The 21,507-nt window shown below is 66.4% G+C and carries 21 protein-coding genes and 1 pseudogene; 3 read left to right on the plus strand and 19 right to left on the minus strand.

The genetic code is table 11. The features are described 5' to 3' along the window. Position 1: 1 nt before the first annotated feature. The 14 genes and pseudogenes from proB to phaR form a co-directional block, all read right to left on the minus strand. Positions 2-1,177, minus strand: coding sequence for a glutamate 5-kinase (gene proB, locus LB518_RS14085; protein ID WP_224578142.1), 1,176 nt, complete (start codon positions 1,175-1,177; stop codon positions 2-4). Continuing rightward, positions 1,174-2,217, minus strand: a complete 1,044-nt coding sequence (gene obgE, locus LB518_RS14090) for a GTPase ObgE (RefSeq protein WP_224578143.1) — start codon at positions 2,215-2,217, stop codon at positions 1,174-1,176. Before obgE ends, proB begins: the two co-directional genes overlap by 4 nt. Continuing rightward, positions 2,214-2,768, minus strand: a complete 555-nt coding sequence (locus LB518_RS14095) for a GNAT family N-acetyltransferase (RefSeq protein ID WP_224578144.1) — start codon at positions 2,766-2,768, stop codon at positions 2,214-2,216. The genes obgE and LB518_RS14095 overlap by 4 nt, the downstream gene beginning before the upstream one ends. Beyond that, complete coding sequence (locus tag LB518_RS14100) at positions 2,743-3,468, minus strand: GNAT family N-acetyltransferase (protein WP_224578145.1); 726 nt, start codon at positions 3,466-3,468, stop codon at positions 2,743-2,745. The genes LB518_RS14095 and LB518_RS14100 overlap by 26 nt, the downstream gene beginning before the upstream one ends. 117 nt (positions 3,469-3,585) lie before the next feature. Continuing rightward, the gene (gene rpmA / locus LB518_RS14105; protein ID WP_224578146.1) at positions 3,586-3,858 is read right to left on the minus strand and encodes a 50S ribosomal protein L27; all 273 of its coding nucleotides are present in this window, start codon (positions 3,856-3,858) and stop codon (positions 3,586-3,588) included. 114 nt (positions 3,859-3,972) lie between these two features. Further along, positions 3,973-4,281, minus strand: a pseudogene (gene rplU / locus LB518_RS14110) (50S ribosomal protein L21); the annotation flags it as partial. A gap of 180 nt (positions 4,282-4,461) precedes the next feature. Beyond that, positions 4,462-5,166 (minus strand): tRNA (guanosine(37)-N1)-methyltransferase TrmD, encoded by a 705-nt coding sequence (trmD, locus tag LB518_RS14115; RefSeq protein ID WP_224578148.1) that lies wholly within the window; start codon positions 5,164-5,166, stop codon positions 4,462-4,464. Next, a complete protein-coding gene (rimM, locus tag LB518_RS14120) occupies positions 5,163-5,714 on the minus strand; it encodes a ribosome maturation factor RimM (protein ID WP_224578149.1) in 552 nt (183 codons plus the stop codon). The genes trmD and rimM overlap by 4 nt, the downstream gene beginning before the upstream one ends. Next, positions 5,707-5,868, minus strand: a complete 162-nt coding sequence (locus LB518_RS14125) for a hypothetical protein (RefSeq protein ID WP_224578150.1) — start codon at positions 5,866-5,868, stop codon at positions 5,707-5,709. The genes rimM and LB518_RS14125 overlap by 8 nt, the downstream gene beginning before the upstream one ends. 48 nt (positions 5,869-5,916) lie before the next feature. Next, the gene (rpsP, locus tag LB518_RS14130; protein ID WP_224578151.1) at positions 5,917-6,279 is read right to left on the minus strand and encodes a 30S ribosomal protein S16; all 363 of its coding nucleotides are present in this window, start codon (positions 6,277-6,279) and stop codon (positions 5,917-5,919) included. Positions 6,280-6,340: 61 nt separating this feature from the next. After that, positions 6,341-7,888: a signal recognition particle protein gene (gene ffh / locus LB518_RS14135; RefSeq protein WP_224578152.1), complete on the minus strand. Its 1,548-nt coding sequence runs from the start codon at positions 7,886-7,888 to the stop codon at positions 6,341-6,343. A gap of 301 nt (positions 7,889-8,189) precedes the next feature. After that, on the minus strand, positions 8,190-8,705 hold the full coding sequence (locus tag LB518_RS14140; protein ID WP_224578153.1) for an invasion associated locus B family protein: 516 nt from the start codon (positions 8,703-8,705) through the stop codon (positions 8,190-8,192). 202 nt (positions 8,706-8,907) lie between these two features. Next, the gene (locus LB518_RS14145; protein ID WP_224578154.1) at positions 8,908-9,291 is read right to left on the minus strand and encodes a YkvA family protein; all 384 of its coding nucleotides are present in this window, start codon (positions 9,289-9,291) and stop codon (positions 8,908-8,910) included. A gap of 114 nt (positions 9,292-9,405) precedes the next feature. Then, on the minus strand, positions 9,406-9,999 hold the full coding sequence (gene phaR / locus LB518_RS14150; RefSeq protein WP_224578201.1) for a polyhydroxyalkanoate synthesis repressor PhaR: 594 nt from the start codon (positions 9,997-9,999) through the stop codon (positions 9,406-9,408). A gap of 288 nt (positions 10,000-10,287) precedes the next feature. Between phaR and LB518_RS14155 the strand changes: the two genes are divergently transcribed. After that, positions 10,288-11,469: an acetyl-CoA C-acetyltransferase gene (locus tag LB518_RS14155; RefSeq protein WP_224578155.1), complete on the plus strand. Its 1,182-nt coding sequence runs from the start codon at positions 10,288-10,290 to the stop codon at positions 11,467-11,469. Positions 11,470-11,524: 55 nt separating this feature from the next. Beyond that, a complete protein-coding gene (gene phbB / locus LB518_RS14160) occupies positions 11,525-12,253 on the plus strand; it encodes an acetoacetyl-CoA reductase (protein WP_224578156.1) in 729 nt (242 codons plus the stop codon). Positions 12,254-12,292: 39 nt separating this feature from the next. Here the strand turns inward: phbB and LB518_RS14165 are convergent, their stop codons facing one another. The 5 genes from LB518_RS14165 to htpX all read right to left on the minus strand — a co-directional run bounded on the left by LB518_RS14165 (position 12,293) and on the right by htpX (position 20,079). Then, entirely contained in the window at positions 12,293-14,053 is a 1,761-nt protein-coding gene (locus tag LB518_RS14165; protein WP_224578157.1) for an NYN domain-containing protein, read from the minus strand. A 96-nt stretch (positions 14,054-14,149) separates the two neighbouring features. Beyond that, positions 14,150-15,766 (minus strand): bifunctional phosphoribosylaminoimidazolecarboxamide formyltransferase/IMP cyclohydrolase, encoded by a 1,617-nt coding sequence (gene purH / locus LB518_RS14170; RefSeq protein ID WP_224578158.1) that lies wholly within the window; start codon positions 15,764-15,766, stop codon positions 14,150-14,152. An 83-nt stretch (positions 15,767-15,849) separates the two neighbouring features. Then, the gene (locus LB518_RS14175) at positions 15,850-17,622 is read right to left on the minus strand and encodes a heparinase II/III family protein (RefSeq protein WP_224578159.1); all 1,773 of its coding nucleotides are present in this window, start codon (positions 17,620-17,622) and stop codon (positions 15,850-15,852) included. 148 nt (positions 17,623-17,770) lie between these two features. After that, on the minus strand, positions 17,771-19,138 hold the full coding sequence (locus tag LB518_RS14180; protein WP_224578160.1) for an RsmB/NOP family class I SAM-dependent RNA methyltransferase: 1,368 nt from the start codon (positions 19,136-19,138) through the stop codon (positions 17,771-17,773). Further along, a complete protein-coding gene (htpX, locus tag LB518_RS14185; protein WP_224578161.1) occupies positions 19,135-20,079 on the minus strand; it encodes a zinc metalloprotease HtpX in 945 nt (314 codons plus the stop codon). Before htpX ends, LB518_RS14180 begins: the two co-directional genes overlap by 4 nt. A 119-nt stretch (positions 20,080-20,198) precedes the next feature. Between htpX and LB518_RS14190 the strand changes: the two genes are divergently transcribed. Further along, positions 20,199-21,500: an SAM-dependent methyltransferase gene (locus LB518_RS14190; RefSeq protein ID WP_224578162.1), complete on the plus strand. Its 1,302-nt coding sequence runs from the start codon at positions 20,199-20,201 to the stop codon at positions 21,498-21,500. Positions 21,501-21,507 lie beyond the last annotated feature (7 nt).

The raw sequence follows: 21,507 nt of genomic DNA on the forward strand, positions 1-21,507 counted from the left end.
CCTATTCGCCCCTGAGGGCCATGTCGTCGCGATGGATCATCGCGGCGCGGCCGGCATAGCCGAGAATGGCTTCGATCTCGCCCGAATTGCGCCCGGCGATCCGCTCGGCATCGCCCGCGTCATAGGCGACGAGACCGCGGCCGACTTCCTCGCCGGCCTCGCCCTGAATCAGGATGGCGTCGCCGCGCTGGAAGCGCCCCTCGACGCGGCGGACGCCTGCTGGCAACAGGCTCTTGCCCGAACGCAGCGCCCTGACAGCACCGGCATCGATGACGACGAGACCGCGCGTCTCCAGATGGCCGGAGATCCACTTCTTGCGCGCGGTGACCGGATTGGCCTCGGCCAGGAACCAGGTCGCCGGCGCGCCCTCGGAGATCCGGCGCAGCGGGTTCTGCGGCTTGCCGAGCGCGATCAGCATGTTGCAGCCGGCGCTGGTGGCGATCTTGCCGGCCTCGACCTTGGTGCGCATGCCGCCGCGCGAATATTCGGACGCGGCCCCGCCGGCCATCGCCTCGATCTCCGGTGTGATCCGCTCGACGACCGGAATGAAACGCGCGGCCGGATCGGTATGCGGCGGCGCCGTATAGAGGCCGTCGATATCCGACAACAGCACCAGCAGGTCGGCGCCCATCATCGAGGCGACGCGTGCCGCGAGGCGATCATTGTCGCCATAGCGGATCTCGCTCGTCGCCACGGTGTCATTCTCGTTGATCACCGGGACCGCGCCCATGCGCAGCAACGTCGTGATCGTCGAGCGGGCATTCAGATAACGGCGGCGCTCCTCGGTATCGCCGAGTGTCAGCAGGATCTGGCCGGCGATGATCTGGTGCGCGCCCAGCATTTCGGAATAGGCGCGGGCCAGCGCAATCTGGCCGACCGCCGCCGCCGCCTGGCTCTCCTCGAGCTTCAGCACGCCGCGCGGCAGGCCGAGCACGCCCCGTCCAAGCGCGATCGCGCCGGAGGAGACGACCAGAACGTCACGGCCGCCGCTCGCAAGACGCGCGACGTCATCGACAAAGGCCGCGAGCCAGTCGGCGCGCAGCGCGCCCTTGTCCCGGTCGACCAGCAGGGCCGAGCCGATCTTGATCACGATGCGGCGAAAGTTCTCCGGCTTCAGCGACGCAAGGTCCGAACGGCCGGGAAGCAGGGCGCCGGTGAGGGCCTCCCCCTGGCTCATGGCTGCCACGTCTCCGGGCGGGGGGAAGGAATATCGTTGGGATCGGCGACGCGGCCCTCATCGATAACTCGCCCGAGCGCGCGCAAGGCGGCCTCGATGCCTTGACGCGTCGCGGCGGAGAGGATCAGCGGCTTCTGCCCGCTCGCCTTCTGCAGAGCCTTGGTGCGAGCTTCCAGCTCTTCGGCCGGAATGGCGTCGGCCTTCGAAAGCGCCACGATCTCGCGCTTCTCGGGCAGGCCCGCGCCGTAGGCGTCGAGCTCGCCGCGCACCACGCGATAAGCCTCGGCCGGATCGTCCTGCGTCCCGTCGACGAGATGCAGCAGCACGCGGCAGCGCTCGACATGACCGAGGAAACGGTCGCCGAGGCCGACGCCCTCATGGGCGCCCTCGATGAGACCGGGAATATCGGCCAACACGAATTCGCGCCCGTCGCTGCGCACCACGCCAAGGCCCGGATGCAGCGTCGTGAACGGATAGTCGGCGATCTTCGGCCGCGCCGCCGTGACGGCGGCGAGGAAGGTCGACTTGCCGGCATTGGGAAGCCCGATCAGGCCGGCATCGGCGATCAGCTTCAGCCGCAGCCAGATCCAGCGCTCCAGCCCCTCGAGGCCGGGATTGGCGCGGCGCGGCGCCTGGTTGGTCGAGGTCTTGAAATGAGCGTTGCCGAAACCGCCATTGCCGCCCTTGGCAAGCAGGATCCGCTCTCCGACCCGCGTCAGGTCGGCGATCAGCGTCTCGTTGTCTTCATCGAAGATCTGCGTGCCGACCGGCACCTTCAGCGTGACATCGGCACCCTTGCCGCCGGCCATGTTGCGGCCCATGCCATGCACGCCGGTCTTGGCCTTGAAATGCTGCTGGTAGCGATAGTCGATCAGCGTGTTGAGACCATCGACACATTCAGCCCAGACATCGCCGCCACGGCCGCCGTCGCCGCCGTCGGGTCCGCCGAACTCGATGTATTTCTCGCGCCGGAACGAGACCGAGCCGGCCCCGCCGTCGCCCGAGCGGATGAAGACCTTGGCCTCGTCGAGGAATTTCATGGTGTGAACTCTTGATGACGCGCGCGCGTCAGTTGGGTGTCGATATGCGCAAGATCACGGCCGAGCGCAAGATTATGCAGCCGCGAATGGCTCGAAACGACGAAGCCGAACCGCGTCTGGATGGCCAGCGAACGCTGGTTGCCCTCGAAGACGCCTGAGCGGATCATCGTGACTTCAGGGCTTTCGAAGGCCGCGGCGATCAGCGCGCCGACCGCCTCGGTCATATAGCCCTGCCCCCAATGTCGACGCGCCATCCAGTAACCGAGCACCGGTTCGGCACCCCGGCCCCGCAGCGATGCGATGCCGACGAGCCCGCCGGCATCGATGCCGACGACCCGATCCTCGCCCCGAACCCGCTCAGCCTTCTCCCAGGCGATGAACCGCCGCGCCTCGTCGAGCGTGTAGGGATAGGGCACGCGCGACAGCCATCGGGCCACCTCGAAATCGCCGAGACCCTCGACGAGCGCCTCGGCATCGCTGCCGAGGATCGGCCGCAGCGTCAACCTTGCCGTACGCATCGTCCAGTCAGGCGGCATCAATTGCGTCACCATCGTCTCGCGCCTTCCGGCCCTCGCGTCCCAGCCTAGCATGGCCCTGGCCGGACCCGACATCCGCCCGCTCGCCGGAACAAACCGTCTCGCGCGCCGATGCCCGTTCGCTGCTCCACGACTTGAGGCTGGCCCAGACCCGCCGCTCGAGCACGAAACGCTCGACCGGAACCGTGCCGCGCGTCGCCAGGGAACGGACCAGCCCGGTGTCACGGAACTGGAAGCCACACTTCTCGGCGACCCGCCGCGCCGATCCGCTGGTCACGCGGATGGCGCACCACAGCCGTTCTGCACCGCCCGCCTCGAAGGCATGATCGACAACGGCATGCGCGATCTCCGTACCAAAGCCGCGTCCCCAGAAAGGCTCCGCAACCCAGAACGACAATTCGAACCCGCCCGGCCAGGTGTCGCTCGGCCGATGAAAGCCGGCCCCGACCAGTTCGCCTGAGGCGACTGAAAGCGCGACCAGCGTCGTGCCGGGCGCCTTGCTGGGGACGCGGGCGCGCTCGATCCAGCCTTCCGCGTCGGCCCGCTCATAAGGATAGGGCACATCGAAAAGGCTCATCGCGACGCGGGGGTTGCCCACTGCGATCGCCAGTGCTGCGGCGTCGCCCGGCTTCGGTGCCCGAAGGCGCAACCGCCGTGTGAAATAGCCTCGTGTTCCGTCCTCGCTCGTCTCGTCTTCGCGTGTCGCCTCGGGCATCGATGCCTCCCGTCGGGCCAATGAAAAAGGGGAGATGGTGTCCCATCTCCCCTCGTCACTGACCATCACGGTCCACCGGGTCGATGCGACACCGGCGTTCCATGGGAAGGTCCGGTTTTATTCTGCAGCCTCCACCGCCATCGGGGCGACGGATACGTAGACACGGCCATTGGCTTTGCGGCGGAACGCGACATTCCCGTCCGTCACGGCGAAGATCGTGTGATCCTTGCCGAGGCCAACGCCGGTGCCTGGGTGCCACTGCGTGCCACGCTGGCGAATGATGATGTTGCCGGAAACGACCGACTCGCCACCGAACTTCTTCACGCCGAGACGGCGGCCAGCCGAGTCACGGCCGTTGCGCGAGGAACCGCCTGCCTTCTTGTGTGCCATGATCGAACTCCAATCTGACTGATGCACCGCTTTCGCGGTGCGCGGCTCACGCGGACCCTAACGGGGCGGAGCCATGATAATCTTGGGCTTGCCTTCAGAGCTTTCGCTTCAGGCCGTCTTGATCCCGGTGATCTTGACGACGGTGAGGCTCTGCCGATGGCCGCGGCTGCGCTTCGAATTCTGGCGCCGACGCTTCTTGAACACAAGGATCTTGCGCGTGCGGATCTGGTCGACGATCTCGGCCGAAACGCTGGCGCCGGCAACAGTCGGCGCACCAATGGTGGTGCCGTCCTCGCCGCCGACGAGGAGCACCTCGTCAAAGGAAACCGTGTCGCCGGCTTCGCCGGTCAGGAGCTCGACTTCGAGCTGGTCGTTGGCGGCAACGCGATACTGCTTGCCGCCGGTTTTGATGACTGCGAACATTGTTCTTTCCAGTTGTTCAGCCGCGCCTCGAAGGGCGAGCTTCTTCAGTCAGGTTCATTGGATAATAACGGCACCGTCTTTCGACACGCCGAGATCGGCCGCTGTTATACGGCGGGAGGCCGGTCTGTCAACCCAGAAACGGCCGGACGCTGCGGTTTTCTGCGATCGGCTGCGGTATGCTCAGCGATCGAGCAGGTCCGGGCGCCGCTCGCGCGTGATCCGCTCGGCCTCGGCACGGCGCCAGCGGGCGATCGCGGCGTGATCGCCCGAGAGCAGCGTCGGCGGGATGGCTCGACCCTCCCATTCGCGCGGCCGGGTATAATGCGGATATTCGAGCAGCCCGCCCTCGAAGCTCTCCTCGGAACCCGAGTCGGCAGCGCCCATCACGCCGGGCAGCAGGCGCACGACGGCATCCAGCAGCACCATGGCGCCGAGTTCGCCGCCTGAGAGCACATAGTCGCCGATCGAGATTTCCTCGAGCGCGCGCGCCTCGATCACCCGTTCGTCGACGCCTTCGAAACGGCCGCAGAGAATCACCGCGCCCGGCCCCTCGACGAGATCGCGCACCCGGCGTTGGTCGAGCGGCCGGCCGCGCGGGCTCATCAGGATGCGCGGCCGCGGATCACCCTCGGGCGCCGCGGCATCGATCGCCCGGGCGACGACATCGGCGCGCATGACCATGCCAGGGCCGCCGCCGGCCGGCGTATCGTCGACATTTCGATGCTTGCTGGTCGCGTGGGCGCGGATATCGAGCGCCTCCAGTGACCAGACCCCCTCGGCAAGCGCACGGCCCGACAGCGAGAGGCCGAGCGGACCGGGAAACATCTCGGGATAGAGCGTCAGCACGCTCGCCGCGAAAGGCGCGCGGCTGGCCACGGTGCTCACGCCTCGTCCTCGCCCGCGGCGGCGCCGTCATCCTCGCGCGCCTCGATTTCAGGCGGCGGTTCGACAACCAGTCGGCCCTCGGCGATATCGACAAGCGGCACCACAGCGCGCGTGAACGGCAGATAGAAACTGCGGGCACCCGGCGCAGGCAGGATCTCGATCAGGTCGCCGGCGCCGAAATTCTGCACAGCGACGATCGTGCCAAAGGGCGAACCATCGGCGCGCTCGGCGCGCAGCCCAACGAGATCGGCATAATAGAAGTCGTCCTCTTCCTCGATCGGCGGCAACACCGAACGATCGACGGAGAAGCGGCGATTGCGGAGCGTCTCGGCACCGGTGCGATCGCCGATGCCGCCGACCCGGGCGACGATCCCGTCACCCTGCATGCGCACGGCCACGATCTCGACGACGCGGCCGTCATCGAGCGTCACGGGGCCATAATCGGCGACGCCGAGCGGATCCTCGGTATAGGCGTTGAGCTTCACCTCGCCGCGAATGCCATGTGCGGCACCGAACTGGCCGAGAATGACGCGGTTTTCGTCAGCCATGCGGATATCCCTGGCACACAAGACGATCGGGGCTTCCGATCGCCACGCCCGCGGCCTCTGCCCGGAAATCGCCCGGACGCCCCTGCCACGACAGCGCCTTCAAAAACAGGATTGCCGGGTCGAGCCCGGCAATCACAACGAACGGCACGATCAAGGTCCGGCGCCGCATCGCGAAGCACCGGAGACGATCGGTTTTGCCAGATTACTCGGCAGTAGCGGCCGCAGCGGCTTCAGCCTTCTTGGCGCGCTCGGCGGTCCGCTCCTGGGCCTTCTTGCCGGGGACGGCCTTTTCCGGATTGTTGCGCGTCTCGCGCTTCAGGAGGCCGGCCGCATCGAGGAAACGCTCGACACGATCGGTCGCCTGCGCGCCGACCGACAGCCAATGCTTGGCGCGCTCGACGTCGAGCACGACGCGCTTCTCATTGTCCTTCGCCAGCATCGGGTCGAACGAGCCGATACGCTCGATGAAACGGCCATCGCGCGGCGAACGGGCGTCGGCGATCACGATGCGGTAGAACGGACGCTTCTTGGCGCCGGCACGGGCGAGACGGATCTTGAGGGACATTGTTTTCCTTTCGGTATCGTTCTGAGTGTGTTCAATCGAATAGCGAGGCGCCGAGGCGCCGTTATTTCTTCTTGCCGGGCAGGCCCGGAAAACCACCGCCGCCGAAGCCGGGCAGCTTGTTGCCGAGGCCGGGCAGGCCGCCGAGGCCGCCGGCAAGGCCCTTGGGCATGCCGCCGGCGCCGCCCATCTGCTTGGCGAGGCGCTCGAGCTCGGCCGGATTGATATTGGGCATGCCGCCGGGAGGCATGCCGCCGCCCATGCCACCGCCGCCAAGCGCACCCATCATCTTGCCGAGCATGCCGCCGCCCTTCTGCTTGCCCATGGCCTTCATCATGTCGGCCATCTGGCGATGCATCTTGAGCAGGCGGTTGATTTCCTCGACCTTGGTGCCCGAGCCGGCGGCAATGCGCTTCTTGCGGCTGGCCTTGAGGATGTCCGGATTGCGACGTTCCGCCTTGGTCATCGACGAGATGATGGCGATCTGCCGCTTCATCATGCCGTCGTCGAGATTGGCGCCTTCCATCTGCTTCTTGATCTTGCCGACGCCGGGCATCATGCCGAGCATGCCGGACATGCCGCCGATCTTCTCCATCTGGCGGAACTGATCGGCGAGATCGTCGAGATCGAAGATGCCCTTGCGCATCTTCTCGGCCGCCTTGGCGGCCTGCTCCATGTCGATGTTCTGCGCCGCCTTCTCGACGAGGCTGACGATGTCGCCCATGCCGAGGATGCGGTTGGCGACGCGGCCGGGATGGAAATCCTCCAACGCGTCCGACTTTTCGCCCGTGCCAAGCAGCTTGATCGGCTTGCCGGTCACGGCGCGCATCGAGAGCGCGGCGCCGCCGCGGCCGTCGCCGTCGGTTCGGGTCAGCACGATGCCGGTGATGCCGACGCGCTCGTCGAAGGAGCGCGCGAGATTGACGGCGTCCTGGCCGGTCAGGCTGTCGGCGACGAGCAGGATTTCGTGCGGCTTGGCGATGGCCTTGATATCGGCCATCTCCATCATCAGCGGCTCGTCGATATGCGTGCGGCCGGCCGTGTCGAGGATGACGACGTCATAGCCGCCGAGACGCGCCGCCTGCTGCGCGCGCGTCGCGATGTCGGTCGGCGACTGGCCGGCGACGATCGGCAGTGTGTCGATCGAATTCTGCTGGCCAAGAATGCGGAGCTGTTCCTGCGCGGCCGGACGACGGACGTCCAGCGAGGCCATCAGTACCTTGAGCTTCTGCTGCTGCGTCAGGCGGCGGGCGATCTTGGCCGACGTGGTCGTCTTGCCCGAGCCCTGCAGGCCGACCATCATGATCGCGACCGGAGCCGGCGCATTGAGGTCGATCGGCTGGGCCTCGGAGCCGAGCATCTCGACCAGCTGGTCATGAACGATCTTGACGACCATCTGGCCGGGCGTCACCGAACGGATGACATCGGCACCGATGGCGCGGGCGCGCACCTTGTCGGTGAACGAGCGCACGACATCGAGCGCGACGTCCGCCTCGATCAGCGCACGGCGCACCTCGCGCATGGCCTCGTTGACATCGGCCTCCGACAGCGCACCGCGGCGGGTGAGCTTGTCGAAAATGCCGGAGAGGCGCTCGGACAGGGTGTCGAACATCAGAACCTTTTCCTCAAAGGGCAGCCTTTTCCCACAATGGGAAGCGGACCGATCCGCCGAATGGACAATGACGATCGACGCCCGCGGGCGCGACGCGCTGGCGGACGTTGACCTCCGGACTCTTAGGTCCGGTCGGCGGCTCGGAGGAAACCTCTTCGCGAATGACCGCGGCTTCTACGTGGAAGCGGCGGCAAAGTCAATCAAGGCCGGGATCGGCCGTGCCGATCCCGAGGCCTCTGCACGCGCGAACCGGAGGCAGCGCCTGTCGCGCCGCGCTCCGGCAACAGCGCGGAAGTACGTATTAGCGCCCGACCGGACAGTTCTTGACGACTGCGTCGAGCGAAGCCGAAACCCCTGACAGAGAATAGGCATCCGTCGTCACGGTCCCACGCTTCGAGGTGCCGGATATCGACATCGCGTGGCCCTTGCGCATCGCCGCCAGCAGCGAGACTTCTTCCGCTGCGTTCTCGACCCAGGCGCCATCATCCTTCGTGAACATCGAGAACTTCTGCCCGTCGACGTCCACCGTGACTTTCGAGCCTTCCTTGAACGGATAGCCGATGATCACGGACACTTCGCTCTTCACATTCTCGGCCGGGCGGGCCGTGACCATGAAATAGGCCGGATCGCGGTTCAGGCCGTCCGGCTTCTGGCTCTTGGGCTGCGACGCCGCGTAGCACACCTTGCCCCTCTTGTCGGCATAGGCGTAAGCGCTCCAATCATTGAAGGTCCCGACGCGGTTCGGGGTCTGCGCCTCGGCAACGCCGATGGCGGCGACAGCGATGAGCACGGCAGTCGTGATCCTCAGTACATTCATTTTCAATCCACCCAATGACCAGCCGCCCCGCGCCCAACCGAATGTCGAGCGCTCCCATGACTCAAACTGCAAATTGCAGCTTAACATTTCGTGAACCAAATGACGCACTGGCGCAGCCGCAGGACGCGCAAGACTTGGTCCGGTCAATGGGGCAATACTGTGGCTACTGCGGCAGCCCGGCGGATTGGCAGGGTTGGCGCGCTCAGCCGGCGTCCTCGCCAGCCAGCGCGCGGCGCGCGGCTTCGCGGTGCACCGGCTTCAGATGCGAGCCGAGCATCGTCAGCGCGGTCATCAGCACGGTCGCATCGTCTGCAAAGCCGATGCCGGCAAGGAAGTCCGGAACGGCATCGATCGGCATGACGAAATAGGCCAGCGCCGCGATCAGCATGGCACGGACGCGAAACGGTGTATTCGTGTCGAAGGCGCAGAAATAGGCGGCAACCGCATCTTCGGCGAAGGGAATGTTGCGAGCGCCACGACGCAGCACCTTCCAGAAATCGCGGCGCACGCGCTCCTCGCGCTGGCCGTGCTCCTTGCCGCCCGCATCGCCTTTGCCAAGTATCTCGCCGAACAGCGGCCGCGCCATCGCAGTCATCCCTCGCCCAGATGCGGCCATTCGGCCGTACGGGCATGAATGTAGGAAGTCTTGCGCGGCGCACAACGGCGGCGACAGAAGACCGGCGAAAGCCTCGTTCGACGGTCAGCCCTTGCCGGCGAGCTGGTCGATCTTCTTCTGCATCTCGTCGAGTTGGCGCTTCAGCGTATCGAACTCACCGTCGGCGCGTGCCTCCGGCTTCGGCTCGACACGACCACTGGCCGGCGAAGCCGGCAGATCGCCGCGCCCGCCGCTGAACGGCAGGAACATGCGCATCGCCTGCTCGAACATCTCGGTATTGCGCCGCACTGTCTCCTCGATCGCCGTGAAGGCGCTGGGGCCGAAGGCATTGGCCATCTGGCTGCGCAGCTTGTCCTGATCGCGTGTCAGGCTGTCGATCGAAAAGTCGAGATAGGTTGGAACCAGGTTCTGCATCGAGTCGCCATAGAAGCGGATCAATTGGCGCAGAAAGGTGATCGGCAGAAGATTATGACCCTTGTTCTCCTGCTCGAAAATAATCTGCGTGAGAACCGAACGGGTGATATCTTCACCAGACTTGGCATCGAACACAACGAAATCTTCGCCGGTCTTCACCATCACCGCAAGATCTTCGAGCGTGACGTAAGTCGAGGTACCGGTATTATAGAGACGACGATTTGCATACTTCTTGATCGTCGTCGGTTCCTGATCCTTGGCCATACCCACTCCCATGATGACCGTCGCGCGGCCGGCACACCGCCGGCATCGACCGGCTATGCGCCGATGCGACAGAAACTCCTCCCCGCAGCAAGAGGATAGGGACTTTTCTCCCGCGCCGCCAACGTTTTGTGCGTCGCATTGCTGCAGCTTTGCTGCGCACAAGATGCGGCGCAGCAAGGGGCGCCTTTCGGCCTCGGTTGACAGCGCTGCCGACCCGGTCTTGGATCGCGCGATATCCTCGATCATGCCGATACCGCCGGATCGGCTGCAGGAAACGGGAGACCGGGCATGGCTCAACAGAACGACATCGTCATCGTAGCGGCTGGCCGCACGGCCGTCGGAGCCTTCAATGGCGGCTTCGCGAATACACCCGCGCACCAGCTCGGCGCTGCCGCCATCAAGGGTGTGCTTGAAAGGGCTGGCGTCGACGCGGACGAGGTCGACGAGGTCATTCTCGGCCAGGTCCTGACCGCGGCTCAGGGCCAGAACCCGGCCCGCCAAGCCTCGATCGCCGCTGGCCTGCCGATCTCGACCACCGCCTGGGGCCTCAATCAGGTCTGCGGCTCCGGCCTCCGCGCCGTGGCTCTCGGCATGCAGCAGATCGCGACCGGCGACGCGTCGATCATCGTCGCGGGCGGCCAGGAATCGATGTCGCTGTCGCCCCATGCCGCCCATATGCGCGCCGGCACGAAATTCGGCGATCTCAACCTCATCGACACGATGATCAAGGACGGGCTCTGGGACGCCTTCAATGGCTATCACATGGGTGTCACCGCCGAGAATGTGGCCCGCGAGTTCCAGATCACCCGCGAGCAGCAGGACGAATTCGCCGTCGCCTCGCAAAACAAGGCCGAGGCGGCGCAGAAGGCCGGCCGCTTCAAGGACGAGATCATTCCCTTCGTGATCTCCGGAAAGAAGGGCGATACGACGATCGACAACGACGAGCACATCCGCGCCGGGACCACGATCGAGGCTGTCGCCAAGCTGCGCCCCGCCTTCGCCAAGGATGGCACCGTCACGGCTGCCAATGCCTCGGGCCTCAATGATGGCGCCGCCGCCTTCGTGCTGATGACCGCTGCCGAGGCCGAGCGCCGGGGCATCACCCCGCTCGCCCGCATCGCCTCCTGGGCAACCGCCGGCGTCGATCCGAGCGTCATGGGCACCGGGCCGATCCCGGCCTCGAAGAAGGCGCTGGAGAAGGCCGGCTGGTCGAAGGAGGATCTCGATCTCGTCGAGGCCAACGAGGCCTTCGCCGCGCAGGCCTGCGCGGTCAATAAGGGGCTCGGCTGGGATCCGGCCAAGGTCAACGTCAATGGCGGCGCCATCGCCATTGGCCATCCGATCGGCGCCTCCGGCGCGCGCATCCTGGTAACGCTGTTGCATGAGATGGTGCGACGCGATGCCAAGAAGGGTCTTGCGACGCTCTGCATCGGCGGCGGCATGGGGATAGCGCTCACCGTCGAGCGCTGAACACGGCCAATCGACAGCCGGGTCAACCGGTCTCAATCACGGGGGAAACATCACGATGGGTAGAGTTGCGCTCGTCACGGGCGGCACGCGCGGAATTGGCGCCGCCATCGCCACCGGCCTCCAATCTGCCGGCTATACGGTTGTGGCGACTTTTGCCGGCAATGTCGAAAAGGCCAACGCCTTCAAGGCGGAGACCGGCATCGAAGTCTTCCAGTGGGATGTCGCGGATCCTGACGCCTGCGCGGCTGGCGTCACCGCCGTCGCGGGCGCCGTCGGGCCGGTCGACATCCTCGTCAACAATGCCGGCATCACGAGGGACGGCTGGTTCCACAAGATGGATCACGCCGCGTGGTCTCAGGTGATCGCGACCAATCTCGGCTCGATGTTCGCGATGACGCGTCCTGTCATCGAGGGCATGCGCGACCGCGGCTTCGGCCGCATCGTCAATATTTCTTCGATCAACGGGCAGAAGGGGCAGCTCGGCCAGGTCAACTATTCGACCGCCAAGGCCGGTGTCATCGGCTTTACCAAGGCGCTGGCGCTCGAAAATGCCCGCAAGGGCATCACGGTCAACTGCATCTGCCCTGGTTATATCGATACCGACATGGTCTCGGCGGTACCCGAGAAGGTCCTGGAGGGGATCATCGCGCAGATCCCGGTCGGCCGGCTCGGCAAGGCGGAGGAGATCTCGGCGCTCGTCGCCTATCTCGCTTCGGATGCCAGCGCCTTCATGACCGGTGCCGTGCTGACCATCAATGGCGGGCAATATATGGCGAACGGCTGATCCAGCCGTCCGGCGCCATCGCCGCGCCGGCGCGGCGGCCTAGCCGCCCGCCGGCTTCCTGTTCTGGTTATAGGCCGAGAGAATGCGCTGGATCTCGTCGCCGATATCGGCGTCGACCTCGGCTTCGGCAGCGCTCTTCTCCGGCGCCTTGTCAGCACCAACAGCGGCATCCCGGGGCGTGACGGAGGGCGTCGGCGCGCCCTCGAGACGCGGCTCGATCCGCGCTTCAGGCACCACGACCGGCGGTGCCGCCTCGGCGCGCCCCGGCTCGACCGCCTGCACCGCCTCGGCGATCGCCGCGAGCAGCGAACTCTCGAAAGGATCGAGCGGCGCCTCTGCCGGGCGGCTGGCGCCACGCTGCCCCGGCCCGCGCGGCACAGGCGGCCGCACGGCTGGCGCGGCACGAACGGGCGCCGGCTCGATGGCAATCTCTGGCGCCGTATTGTCCTCGGCGTCGTCCCCGTCCTCATCAGCCGCATCGGCGAGGGCGATCAGCTCCGCCTCGCTTTCCGGTTCGACATCCTCGGCGCTTTCGGGCGCCGGCAGCGCGATGACATCAGGCACCGGTTCGGGCAGCAGCTCCGGTTCGGGCGCGTCCTCGGTCTCGGTCGCGGCAACCGCTTCTTCCTCGCGCACCGATGCTTCCGCCACCTCGGCCTCGATCGGACCGGCCATCACCACCGCCTCGGCGGCCAGCGTCGCCACAACCGGATCGGGTGATACGGCGACGACCGCCGCCGGGACTTCCGCGTCGGCTTCGGCTTCTGCTTCGGCCTCATGTGGCACGGCTGGCGACTCTGTCGCGGGCTCGATGGCAACGGGCGGTTCCGCAGCCAGGCTGCCACCGGCAATCCAGCCATGGACCTGGCGCTCGACGCGCGGATCGATCTCGATGCCGGCATGGCGAGCGAGATAGATCACCTGCTCGCGAAAGACATCCGCCAGCCGCTGCGGCGTGTCGGTGTCTGAAAAGACATGGCCCTTCAGAGCGAGGCCTTTGACGACGAAGGCGATCTGCCGGCGCGAGGCCTTGCGCCCGCCCGCGATCAGCCGGCCGGCGACATTCTCGGCCGTATCGAGGAAGTGATAGCCGTTCTCGGCGATCTCGGCAGTGAGCGCGTTGAAAAGCTCCGCGTAGACCTTCGGCGGAAACAGCGGGACATTGGTCGCGTTGTGGATGCGCCGGGCAAGCGCCGCGAGATCTTCGCGACCAGCGGCCTGGCGGACGGCCACCTCGTCCTCTTCATCCTCGTCGGCGACGTCGGCGCCCTCAAGGCTCGCGAGCAGCGCCGTCAGCACGCGCTCCTCCAGGATGCCGTCGGCGATGGCGCGGTAGCTGCCAGCGGTCGCCGCCGTCGCGAAGATGGTCGCAGCGCGGTTATGGGCGCGCAGGCGATAGATCAGCGGCGTGAAATCGGTATCGGCGCCGAGCAGGATGAATTCGTCAAAAGCCGTCGTGTGGCCGAGCGCGTCGAGCGTATCGAGCGTGATCTGCACCTCCGCCGAATTGCGCTCCCGGCCGGGCAGGGTCGGACAGTCGACGATCTGGAAGCCTTGCGAAACGAAGCTGTCGCGCGCCTTGCCGAGCGAGCGCGGATCGGCATAGCAGCGCCGCATCAAGACGCGCCGCTTCGCCTGACCAAGCTGCGCGGAATCAATCAGCGTTCCGGCCTCGATCGCCTCCAGCAGCGCACCCGGCCGCGCCGCAAAGCGGCGGGCAAGGGCGGGATCGCGCGCATGAAGAGCGAGATGCAGACTGTCATAGTCGATGAAGAGAACAGTCTTCAGCATATCGGTCATGGACGCTCCCGGCGGATTATCTGCCGGTTGCATGCCCCCGAGAAAAGGGGGCCGCCGGCCAATCGGGCCGAACCTTGGTCTGCTTGGGCGGCAGCGTCAATGCCGGAAATGCCGGATACCTGTGAAGACCATGGCGAGCCCCGCCGCATCCGCCGCCTCGATGACGAGATCATCGCGCATCGAGCCGCCAGGCTGGATCACCGCGGTGGCCCCGGCTTCCGCCGCAGCCAGAAGACCGTCCGCAAAGGGGAAGAACGCGTCGGAAGCGACAACCGATCCGATGGCGAGGCTCTCCGGAAGACCCGCCGCCTTGGCCGCCTCCGCCGCCTTGCGCGCCGCGATGGTGGAGGAATCGACGCGGCTCATCTGCCCGGCGCCGACGCCAACCGTCGCACCATTCTTAGCATAGACGATGGCGTTCGACTTCACATGCTTGGCGACGCGGAAGGCGAAGACGAGATCGGCGATCTCAGCCGCCGTCGGCTGGCGCTTGGTCACGACCTTGAGATCATCAGCCGCGACATGGCCCGAATCGCGATCCTGCACCAGGAAGCCGCCGGCAACCGATCGGAACGAGAGGCCGGGCGCGCGGGCATCCGGAAGCCCGCCGGCAACCAGCAGGCGCAGGTTCTTCTTCGCCGCGACAATGGCGATCGCCTCGTCGGTGGCATCAGGCGCAATGATCACTTCGGTGAAGATCTCGACGATCTTCCGCGCTGCATCGGCATCGAGCGTCTGGTTCAGCGCGACGATACCGCCGAAGGCCGAGACCGGGTCACAGAGAAGGGCCCGCTCATAAGCCTCCGCGAGACTTGCGCCCGTGGCGACGCCGGCCGGATTGGCATGCTTGATGATCGCGACGGCCGGCGCGAGCGCCGGGTCGAACTCGGCCACCAGCTCATAGGCCGCGTCGGTGTCGTTGATATTGTTGTAGGAAAGCTGCTTGCCCTGCAGCTGGCGCGCCGTGGCGACGCCCGGGCGCTGCTCGCCGGTCACATAGAAAGCAGCGCGCTGATGCGGGTTCTCGCCATAGCGCAGCGTTTCGGCCAACTTGCCGCCGAGGCTGCGCCAGGCTGGCGCCGGCTCGTCGAGCGCGGCCGCGAACCAGGTCGAGACCGCAGCGTCATAGGCGGCCGTGCGGGCGAAGGCCTTGGCGGCGAGGCGCTTGCGATAGGCAAGCGGCGTCGCACCGCCATTTTCGGCCAGCGTCTCGAGCATCGCGCCATAATCGGCCGGATCGACCAGGATCGCCACGAAACCATGATTCTTCGCGGCGGCGCGCGTCATCGCCGGACCGCCGATATCAATGTTCTCGACGATATGGGCGAAGTCCGTCGTCGTCGCGATCGTCTTCTCGAACGGGTAGAGATTGGAGACGACGAGGTCGAACGGCTCAATGCCATGCTCGATGAGCTCGGCGGCGTGGACGGGATCGTTGCGCAGCGCCAGCAGGCCGCCATGCACCTTCGGGTGCAGCGTCTTGACGCGGCCGCCGAGGATCTCGGGAAATCCGATGAGGTCGGCGATATTGATCACCGGCAGGCCGGCGCCGACGATCGCCTTGGCCGTCGAGCCCGTGCCGAACAGCTTGACGCCGCGCTCATGCAGCGCGCGGGCGAGATCGAGCGCCCCGGTCGTATCGAACACGGAAAAAAGAGCGCGCTTCATCGGGACGAGGTCGGGCAGATCGACCTTCGGCGGTGGCACAGCCATCATGACCTCGCAGATACAACGAAACGTTCGGGACCGGCGCGCGATAGCATGATTTCACGCCGCGTACAGCCCCTTTGCGGCGGTCAGCCCCCGCCTTCGTCCAGGCCGAGCATTTCGGTTTCGCCAACTTCCGAGCGTCGGCGCGGTCCACCCTCGGCGACCTTTTCGAAATGCCAGTGCACCGCATCAGCATGCATCGCACGGCCATAGACGACGATCTGCTCGGCGCGGCGGCTGCCGCGGATATCGGAAAGGCGGATGCTCTCCTCGATCAGGACATCGTGGCCAGCGGCCTCGAATTCCCAGCCCGAGCCGTCGGGAAGTGCCAGCAGCACAGCCTGGCCGGCCTTGATCCGGCTCGCTTTCACGGCCGGATGCAGGTGGAAGCGGATCGCGAAAGCATCCTTGCCGCCGCGCGCTACAGGGCCGCCATTGAGGCTCGTAAAGCTGTCGACGCCATCGAGCCGCGTCCCCTCGCGCGGCAGGAACAGCCGTCGTTCGTGACGGATGCCGAAGCGCCCGACATAGCCGTCATGCGCCGCGGTCACGAAGGTCTGGCCGCGCTCCTCTTGCCGCGACGATTCGACCATCCTCGGACCGGCGATGACGATCTCGCCGAGGCGATGGGCGAGAAGGCCGCCGGTCAGAAAGCGGCAGGACGACGTATCGTTGAGCGTCACCGTCGAATGCGCGGCCGTGGTGCGGGCCAGCCGGCGCAGCGCCGGGGCGCCGGGCCCCGGAATGCCGCAGTTCACCACGAGCGGCTGGCGGCCAACGCTGAGCTCGAAGGACAGGCAGCCGGCATGAGCTTCCGTCGACAGCGCCGGCGCCGGCGCGGCGCCGGTGTCCATGACGATGATGGTCTCGCCCGCTTCCAGCCGCTGATAGCCAGAATGCGGCGCGTTGCGCAGCGGTGCGCCGCGCGCGTCGTCATGCGCGAGCACGGTGGCAAGCAGACCGAGTTGGGTTTCGCCCATGCCGTTGAACTTGGCAAACGAACCGTCGCCGAGGCGGAAGAAGCGCAGCATCGGCATCATCCGGTCGATCGCGCCGAGCAGCACCGGCGATGGCTGCAGCCCGCGGGCCGTGAAGGCCTGGCGGAGCGGCAGGAGGTCGACGAGGATATCGAGCACCGCGGCCGGATTGCGTCCGATATGGCCGCCGTCCGGCAGGATCTGGCGGGCCAGTTCCTGGTCGACATAGCGCGAGGCCTGACGCACGAACCGGTTCTGGTCGGCGAGCGAGAGCGCCGCTGCCGCCAGCGCCATGGTGACGGCAAGGCGCGGCCGACCGGGCGGCACGTCATGAACGACGCGGCGGAGCTGGCGCACCTGCCGCGTCAGCGCGCGCATGAAACGGCGATAGAAGCCGTGGTCGCATCCTTCGAGCAGCAGCGGCGTCTGGGCGAGCCATGAAGCGATGCGGCGTGCCGTCACCACCGGATCACGGGCGACCGGGTCGTGGCTCTTCTGGAAGCGGATCCATTCGTCGATCAGCGCGCGGGCATTGGAGCGCGAGACCGTGAGCTCCGACGCGCGAAGATGCCGAAGCCAGCCGAAACCGTGCAGCGCGGCCGCCCAGGACCGCGACGGCGCCTCGATCTCGAACACGGAGAACCCCGCGACATCGACCGCTTCGCCGCTGAAGACATAGCGGCCGGCATAGATGTCGTGCGCAATGGTCGGATCGGCGGTCCTCAGATCCGTCGGCGCGATCAGCAGCCGGTCCGGCACCGGACCGAGATGGCGCCAGCGATAAAGCACGCCGGAATGGAAGGCATAGCGGGAGCGGCGCCAGGCCGAAGCCAGCGCAAACCGGACGAGCCGGCCCTGCCCCGCCTCACTTCCAAGTGCCATCCGGATGGGTCCCTTTCCGCCACATGCCGCGCAGGCGATCGAATCGTTCCCGCGCCGGGATGGAGCAATCTATCGGCGGCCTCAAGCGAATTGAACCGCCCATTCGGACGGAAGCATCGCCTCCGGCCGGACTTTGATCCATCTTTCGCTAAGTTTTCACGAACCGCGCCGCGAAGAAACCATCGAGGCCGCCCATGCGCGGCTCGGTCGCCGGCAGATCGGTCGGCAGACTGCGCAGCTGACCGCTGCGGCAAAGCTCGGAAAGTCCGCCAATTTCGGAAGGCTCGATCGGCACCAGTCGCAGCGGCAGCCTGGCAAGGGCACGCTGAACCTGAATCTCTCCCTCGGCCGGCTCCAGCGAGCAGGTCGAATAGACGAGTACGCCGCCGGGCTCCAGGAGATCGACCGCGCGCGCGATGAGATCGGCCTGCAGCTTGGCGAGCGAGGCTATGTCCGCCGGACGTTTCAGAAGCGCCACATCCGGATGGCGGCGGATCGTGCCGGTCGAAGAGCACGGCGCGTCGAGAAGAACGGCATCAAAAGTCCGCCCTGGATGCCAGTCGAGAATATCGGCCGCCACAAGCTCGGCATCGAGGCCGATGCGATCGAGATTCTGGCGAACGCGATGCAGCCGATCGACGGAGATGTCGACAGCCGTGACGCGGGCGCCGCGGGCCGCAAGCTGCAGCGTCTTGCCGCCGGGCGCCGCGCAAAGATCGGCGACAGCCTTGCCTTCGACGGTACCAAGAAGCCGCGCTGGCAGGGCTGCGGCTGCATCCTGCACCCACCAGGCCCCCTCCTCGAAGCCCGGCATGGACTCGATGGAGCGATGCCCGACGAGCCGCACGGTGTCGTTCGGCAACACGATGCCTTCGAGCTTTTCGGCCCAGAGCGCCGGATCTGACCGAACCGTCAGGTCGAGCGCCGGTTCCTCGAGATGGGCAATGGCGATCGCCCGGGCGGTGTCCGCGCCATAGGCCTTGGTCCAGCCGGCGGCGAGCCAGTCCGGCGTGTTCAGCACCGCTTCGTCCTGGCTGGCGAGGATCGCGTCACGGCCCTCGGTCAGCCGCCGCAGCACGGCATTGACGAGGCCCTTGAAGTGGCGCGCATCATGGTCCTGGCTGGCGAGATCCACGGCGATCGAGACCGCTGCGTGATCGGCGACATCCATGAACAGGATCTGCGCCGCGGCGACATGCAGGATCGCGGCAAGGTGCCCCGATTTGCGCGGCAGGCTCTTTTCGACGAACCGGCCGAGCGCGTCGATGATCTGGCCATGCCGGCGCAGCGCAATGCCGAGGATCGCGCGGGCAAGCGCCCGCTCGCGCGGATCGAGGCCCGCAAACGGACCATGCGGATCGTCGAGCACGGTGTCCGCCGGCCGATGCTCGGCGAAGACGGCATGGACCGCCGTGATCGCAGCGACACGGGCGGCAACGCCTGGCGCCAGCTTGACCGGAGGGCGCTTGGCGCCCTTGGATCGATCGGACTTCGCCGCGGCGGGACGCGGGCTCAACCCCAGGGTCCCCGGCGCGCCGCAGGCGCCGCCGTACGCCGGGTGCCGAAGCCGCCCGGCAGGCCGACACGGGCTGAGCTCGCCGTCGGCTGAGACCGCTGCGTGCGATCGAGTTCCATCAGCGCCGCGATGCGGTTTTCAGTCGCCGGATGGGTCGAGAAGAGGTTGTCCATCCGCTGCCCCGAGAGTGGATTGATGATGAAGAGATGCGCCGTGGCCGGATTGGCCTCGGCGGCGGGATTGGGAACATGCGCCGCGCTGCCGGCGATCTTTGAAAGGGCCGAAGCGAGCGCGCGCGGATTGCCCGAGATCTGCGCTCCAAGCCGGTCGGCCGAATATTCGCGCGTCCGGCTCACCGCCATCTGCACCAGCATGGCGGCGATCGGCGCGAGAAGGGCCGCAGCGATCGCGCCAAAGGCCCCGAAAGGGCTGCGCTCATCGCGATGTCCGCCGAAGAAGAAGGCAAAATTCGCCAGCATCGACACCGCGCCGGCGATCGTCGCGGTGATCGTCATCGTCAGCGTGTCGTGATTCTTCACATGCGCCAGCTCATGAGCCATCACGCCCGCAACCTCTTCGGCGCTCAGCGTCTGCAGCAGCCCGGCAGAGGCCGCAACCGCGGCATTCTGCGGATTGCGCCCGGTGGCGAAGGCGTTCGGCTGGGGCGAATCGATGATGTAGACCTTGGGCATCGGCAGGCCGGCCCGGGCGGCGAGATCGCGGACGATGCCGTAATACTGCGGCGCGGTCCGTTCGTCGACCTCGCGTGCACCATACATCGACAGCACCATGCGATCGGCGTTCCAATAGCTGAACACATTCATCGCCGCCGCGAAGGCGAGCGCGATCAGCATGCCCGACTGTCCGCCGACCAAATATCCAACCGCCATGAAAAGGGCGGTCAGAGCCGCGATCAGCATGGCAGTCCGCATCATGTTCATGCGACAGAGCCGCTCGTGCAGCGGCCTCCCTCTTGTGTGACCCCCATATGATGGTAGTGCATGAAGCCGTGGGCAAGGCTGGGATCGGCGCGCGAAAAGCGCCCAATGGGGGTTCGGATATGACGACGTCGGCACGCTTCGAGCGTCTCAAGACCCTGATCGCGAACATACGCGAGACGCTCGGCGTGTCCCTCGTCTTCCGCCTCTGGGACGGCACGACGATCCCAGCCGATGCGGCCCCCGATGCGCTGACGATTGCGATCGCAGACGAGGGCGTGATCTCCGCGCTGTTCCGTAAGCCTAAGATCGACACGCTGCTCAATCTCTATGTCACGAGGCGGCTCGATCTCCTGAACGGCACGTTGTTCGAACTCGTCGCCGAGCGCCCGAAGATCCGCAGCCGCGACGTGCGCCGCGCGCTCGACAAGAAACTGGTGTTGCGCTCGCTCGCCGACTTCATGTTCCGCTCGCGCGGCGGCCCGTGGCCGCTCGAGGCGATCAAGGGCCACAAGGCGCAGCGCGATGGCAGCGAGACCGCCAACAAGGAGAACGTCCACTACCACTACGACGTCTCCAACGCTTTCTACGCGCTCTTCCTCGATCCCGAGATGGTCTACACCTGCGCCTATTTTCGCGACTGGGACAACGACATCGCGACGGCACAGCGCGACAAGCTCGACATGATCTGCCGCAAGCTGCGCCTTCAGCCCGGCGAGACCCTGCTCGACATCGGCTCCGGCTGGGGTGCGCTGGTCTGCCATGCTGCGCAGCATTATGGCGTCAACGCCGTTGGCGTGACGCTGGCCGACGAGCAATATGTGTTCGCGCGCGAGAAGGTGACCCGGCTCGGCCTGCAGGACAGGATCCGCTTCGAACTGCGCGACTACACGCAGGTGCAGGGCCAGTTCGACAAGATCGCCTCGATTGGCATGTTCGAACAGGTCGGCATTCCGAACTATCCGACCTATTTCCAGACGGTGCATCGCCTGCTGAAGCCGGGCGGGCTTTATCTGCACCACGCCATCGCCCGGCCAGCGAAGAAGACCGACAAGGCCTTCCGCCGCACCAATCCGGAATATGCCGCCATCCGCCGCTATATCTTTCCGGGCGGCGAACTCGATCATCTCGGCATGTCGGTCGCCAATCTCGAGCGCTACGGTTTCGAGGTGCATGACGTCGAAGGCTGGCGCGAACATTACCAGATGACGCTGCGCCATTGGCACGACCGCCTTTTCGCCCGTTACGACGAAGCGGTCGCCGAAGTCGGAGAAGTGAAGACGCGGCTCTGGCTCGCTTACATTGCCGGCTGTTCGATCGCCTTCCAGCGCAATTCGGTGACCATCAACCAGACGCTCGCCTCGCGCCGCCAACGTGGCCCCTCGGGTCTCCCGCCGACGCGCGCCGATCTCTATATCGGCTGAAGCAGCG

The sequence above is a fragment of the Mesorhizobium sp. BR1-1-16 genome, assembly GCF_020165495.1.
Classification (GTDB): domain Bacteria; phylum Pseudomonadota; class Alphaproteobacteria; order Rhizobiales; family Kaistiaceae; genus Kaistia.

Bases quoted from the DNA above. Each gene is read 5' to 3' on its own strand.
- phbB (WP_224578156.1), top strand. From the start codon at position 11,525: ATGGGTAGAGTTGCGCTCGTCACGGGCGGCACGCGCGGAATTGGCGCC.
- phaR (WP_224578201.1), bottom strand. From the start codon at position 9,999: ATGGCCAAGGATCAGGAACCGACGACGATCAAGAAGTATGCAAATCGT.
- LB518_RS14175 (WP_224578159.1), bottom strand. From the start codon at position 17,622: ATGGCACTTGGAAGTGAGGCGGGGCAGGGCCGGCTCGTCCGGTTTGCG.
- purH (WP_224578158.1), bottom strand. From the start codon at position 15,766: ATGGCTGTGCCACCGCCGAAGGTCGATCTGCCCGACCTCGTCCCGATG.
- LB518_RS14155 (WP_224578155.1), top strand. From the start codon at position 10,288: ATGGCTCAACAGAACGACATCGTCATCGTAGCGGCTGGCCGCACGGCC.
- LB518_RS14140 (WP_224578153.1), bottom strand. From the start codon at position 8,705: ATGAATGTACTGAGGATCACGACTGCCGTGCTCATCGCTGTCGCCGCC.
- ffh (WP_224578152.1), bottom strand. From the start codon at position 7,888: ATGTTCGACACCCTGTCCGAGCGCCTCTCCGGCATTTTCGACAAGCTC.
- htpX (WP_224578161.1), bottom strand. From the start codon at position 20,079: ATGAACATGATGCGGACTGCCATGCTGATCGCGGCTCTGACCGCCCTT.
- obgE (WP_224578143.1), bottom strand. From the start codon at position 2,217: ATGAAATTCCTCGACGAGGCCAAGGTCTTCATCCGCTCGGGCGACGGC.
- LB518_RS14145 (WP_224578154.1), bottom strand. From the start codon at position 9,291: ATGGCGCGGCCGCTGTTCGGCGAGATACTTGGCAAAGGCGATGCGGGC.
- rpmA (WP_224578146.1), bottom strand. From the start codon at position 3,858: ATGGCACACAAGAAGGCAGGCGGTTCCTCGCGCAACGGCCGTGACTCG.
- rimM (WP_224578149.1), bottom strand. From the start codon at position 5,714: ATGGCTGACGAAAACCGCGTCATTCTCGGCCAGTTCGGTGCCGCACAT.
- LB518_RS14190 (WP_224578162.1), top strand. From the start codon at position 20,199: ATGACGACGTCGGCACGCTTCGAGCGTCTCAAGACCCTGATCGCGAAC.
- rpsP (WP_224578151.1), bottom strand. From the start codon at position 6,279: ATGTCCCTCAAGATCCGTCTCGCCCGTGCCGGCGCCAAGAAGCGTCCG.
- LB518_RS14095 (WP_224578144.1), bottom strand. From the start codon at position 2,768: ATGGTGACGCAATTGATGCCGCCTGACTGGACGATGCGTACGGCAAGG.
- LB518_RS14100 (WP_224578145.1), bottom strand. From the start codon at position 3,468: ATGCCCGAGGCGACACGCGAAGACGAGACGAGCGAGGACGGAACACGA.
- proB (WP_224578142.1), bottom strand. From the start codon at position 1,177: ATGAGCCAGGGGGAGGCCCTCACCGGCGCCCTGCTTCCCGGCCGTTCG.
- LB518_RS14165 (WP_224578157.1), bottom strand. From the start codon at position 14,053: ATGACCGATATGCTGAAGACTGTTCTCTTCATCGACTATGACAGTCTG.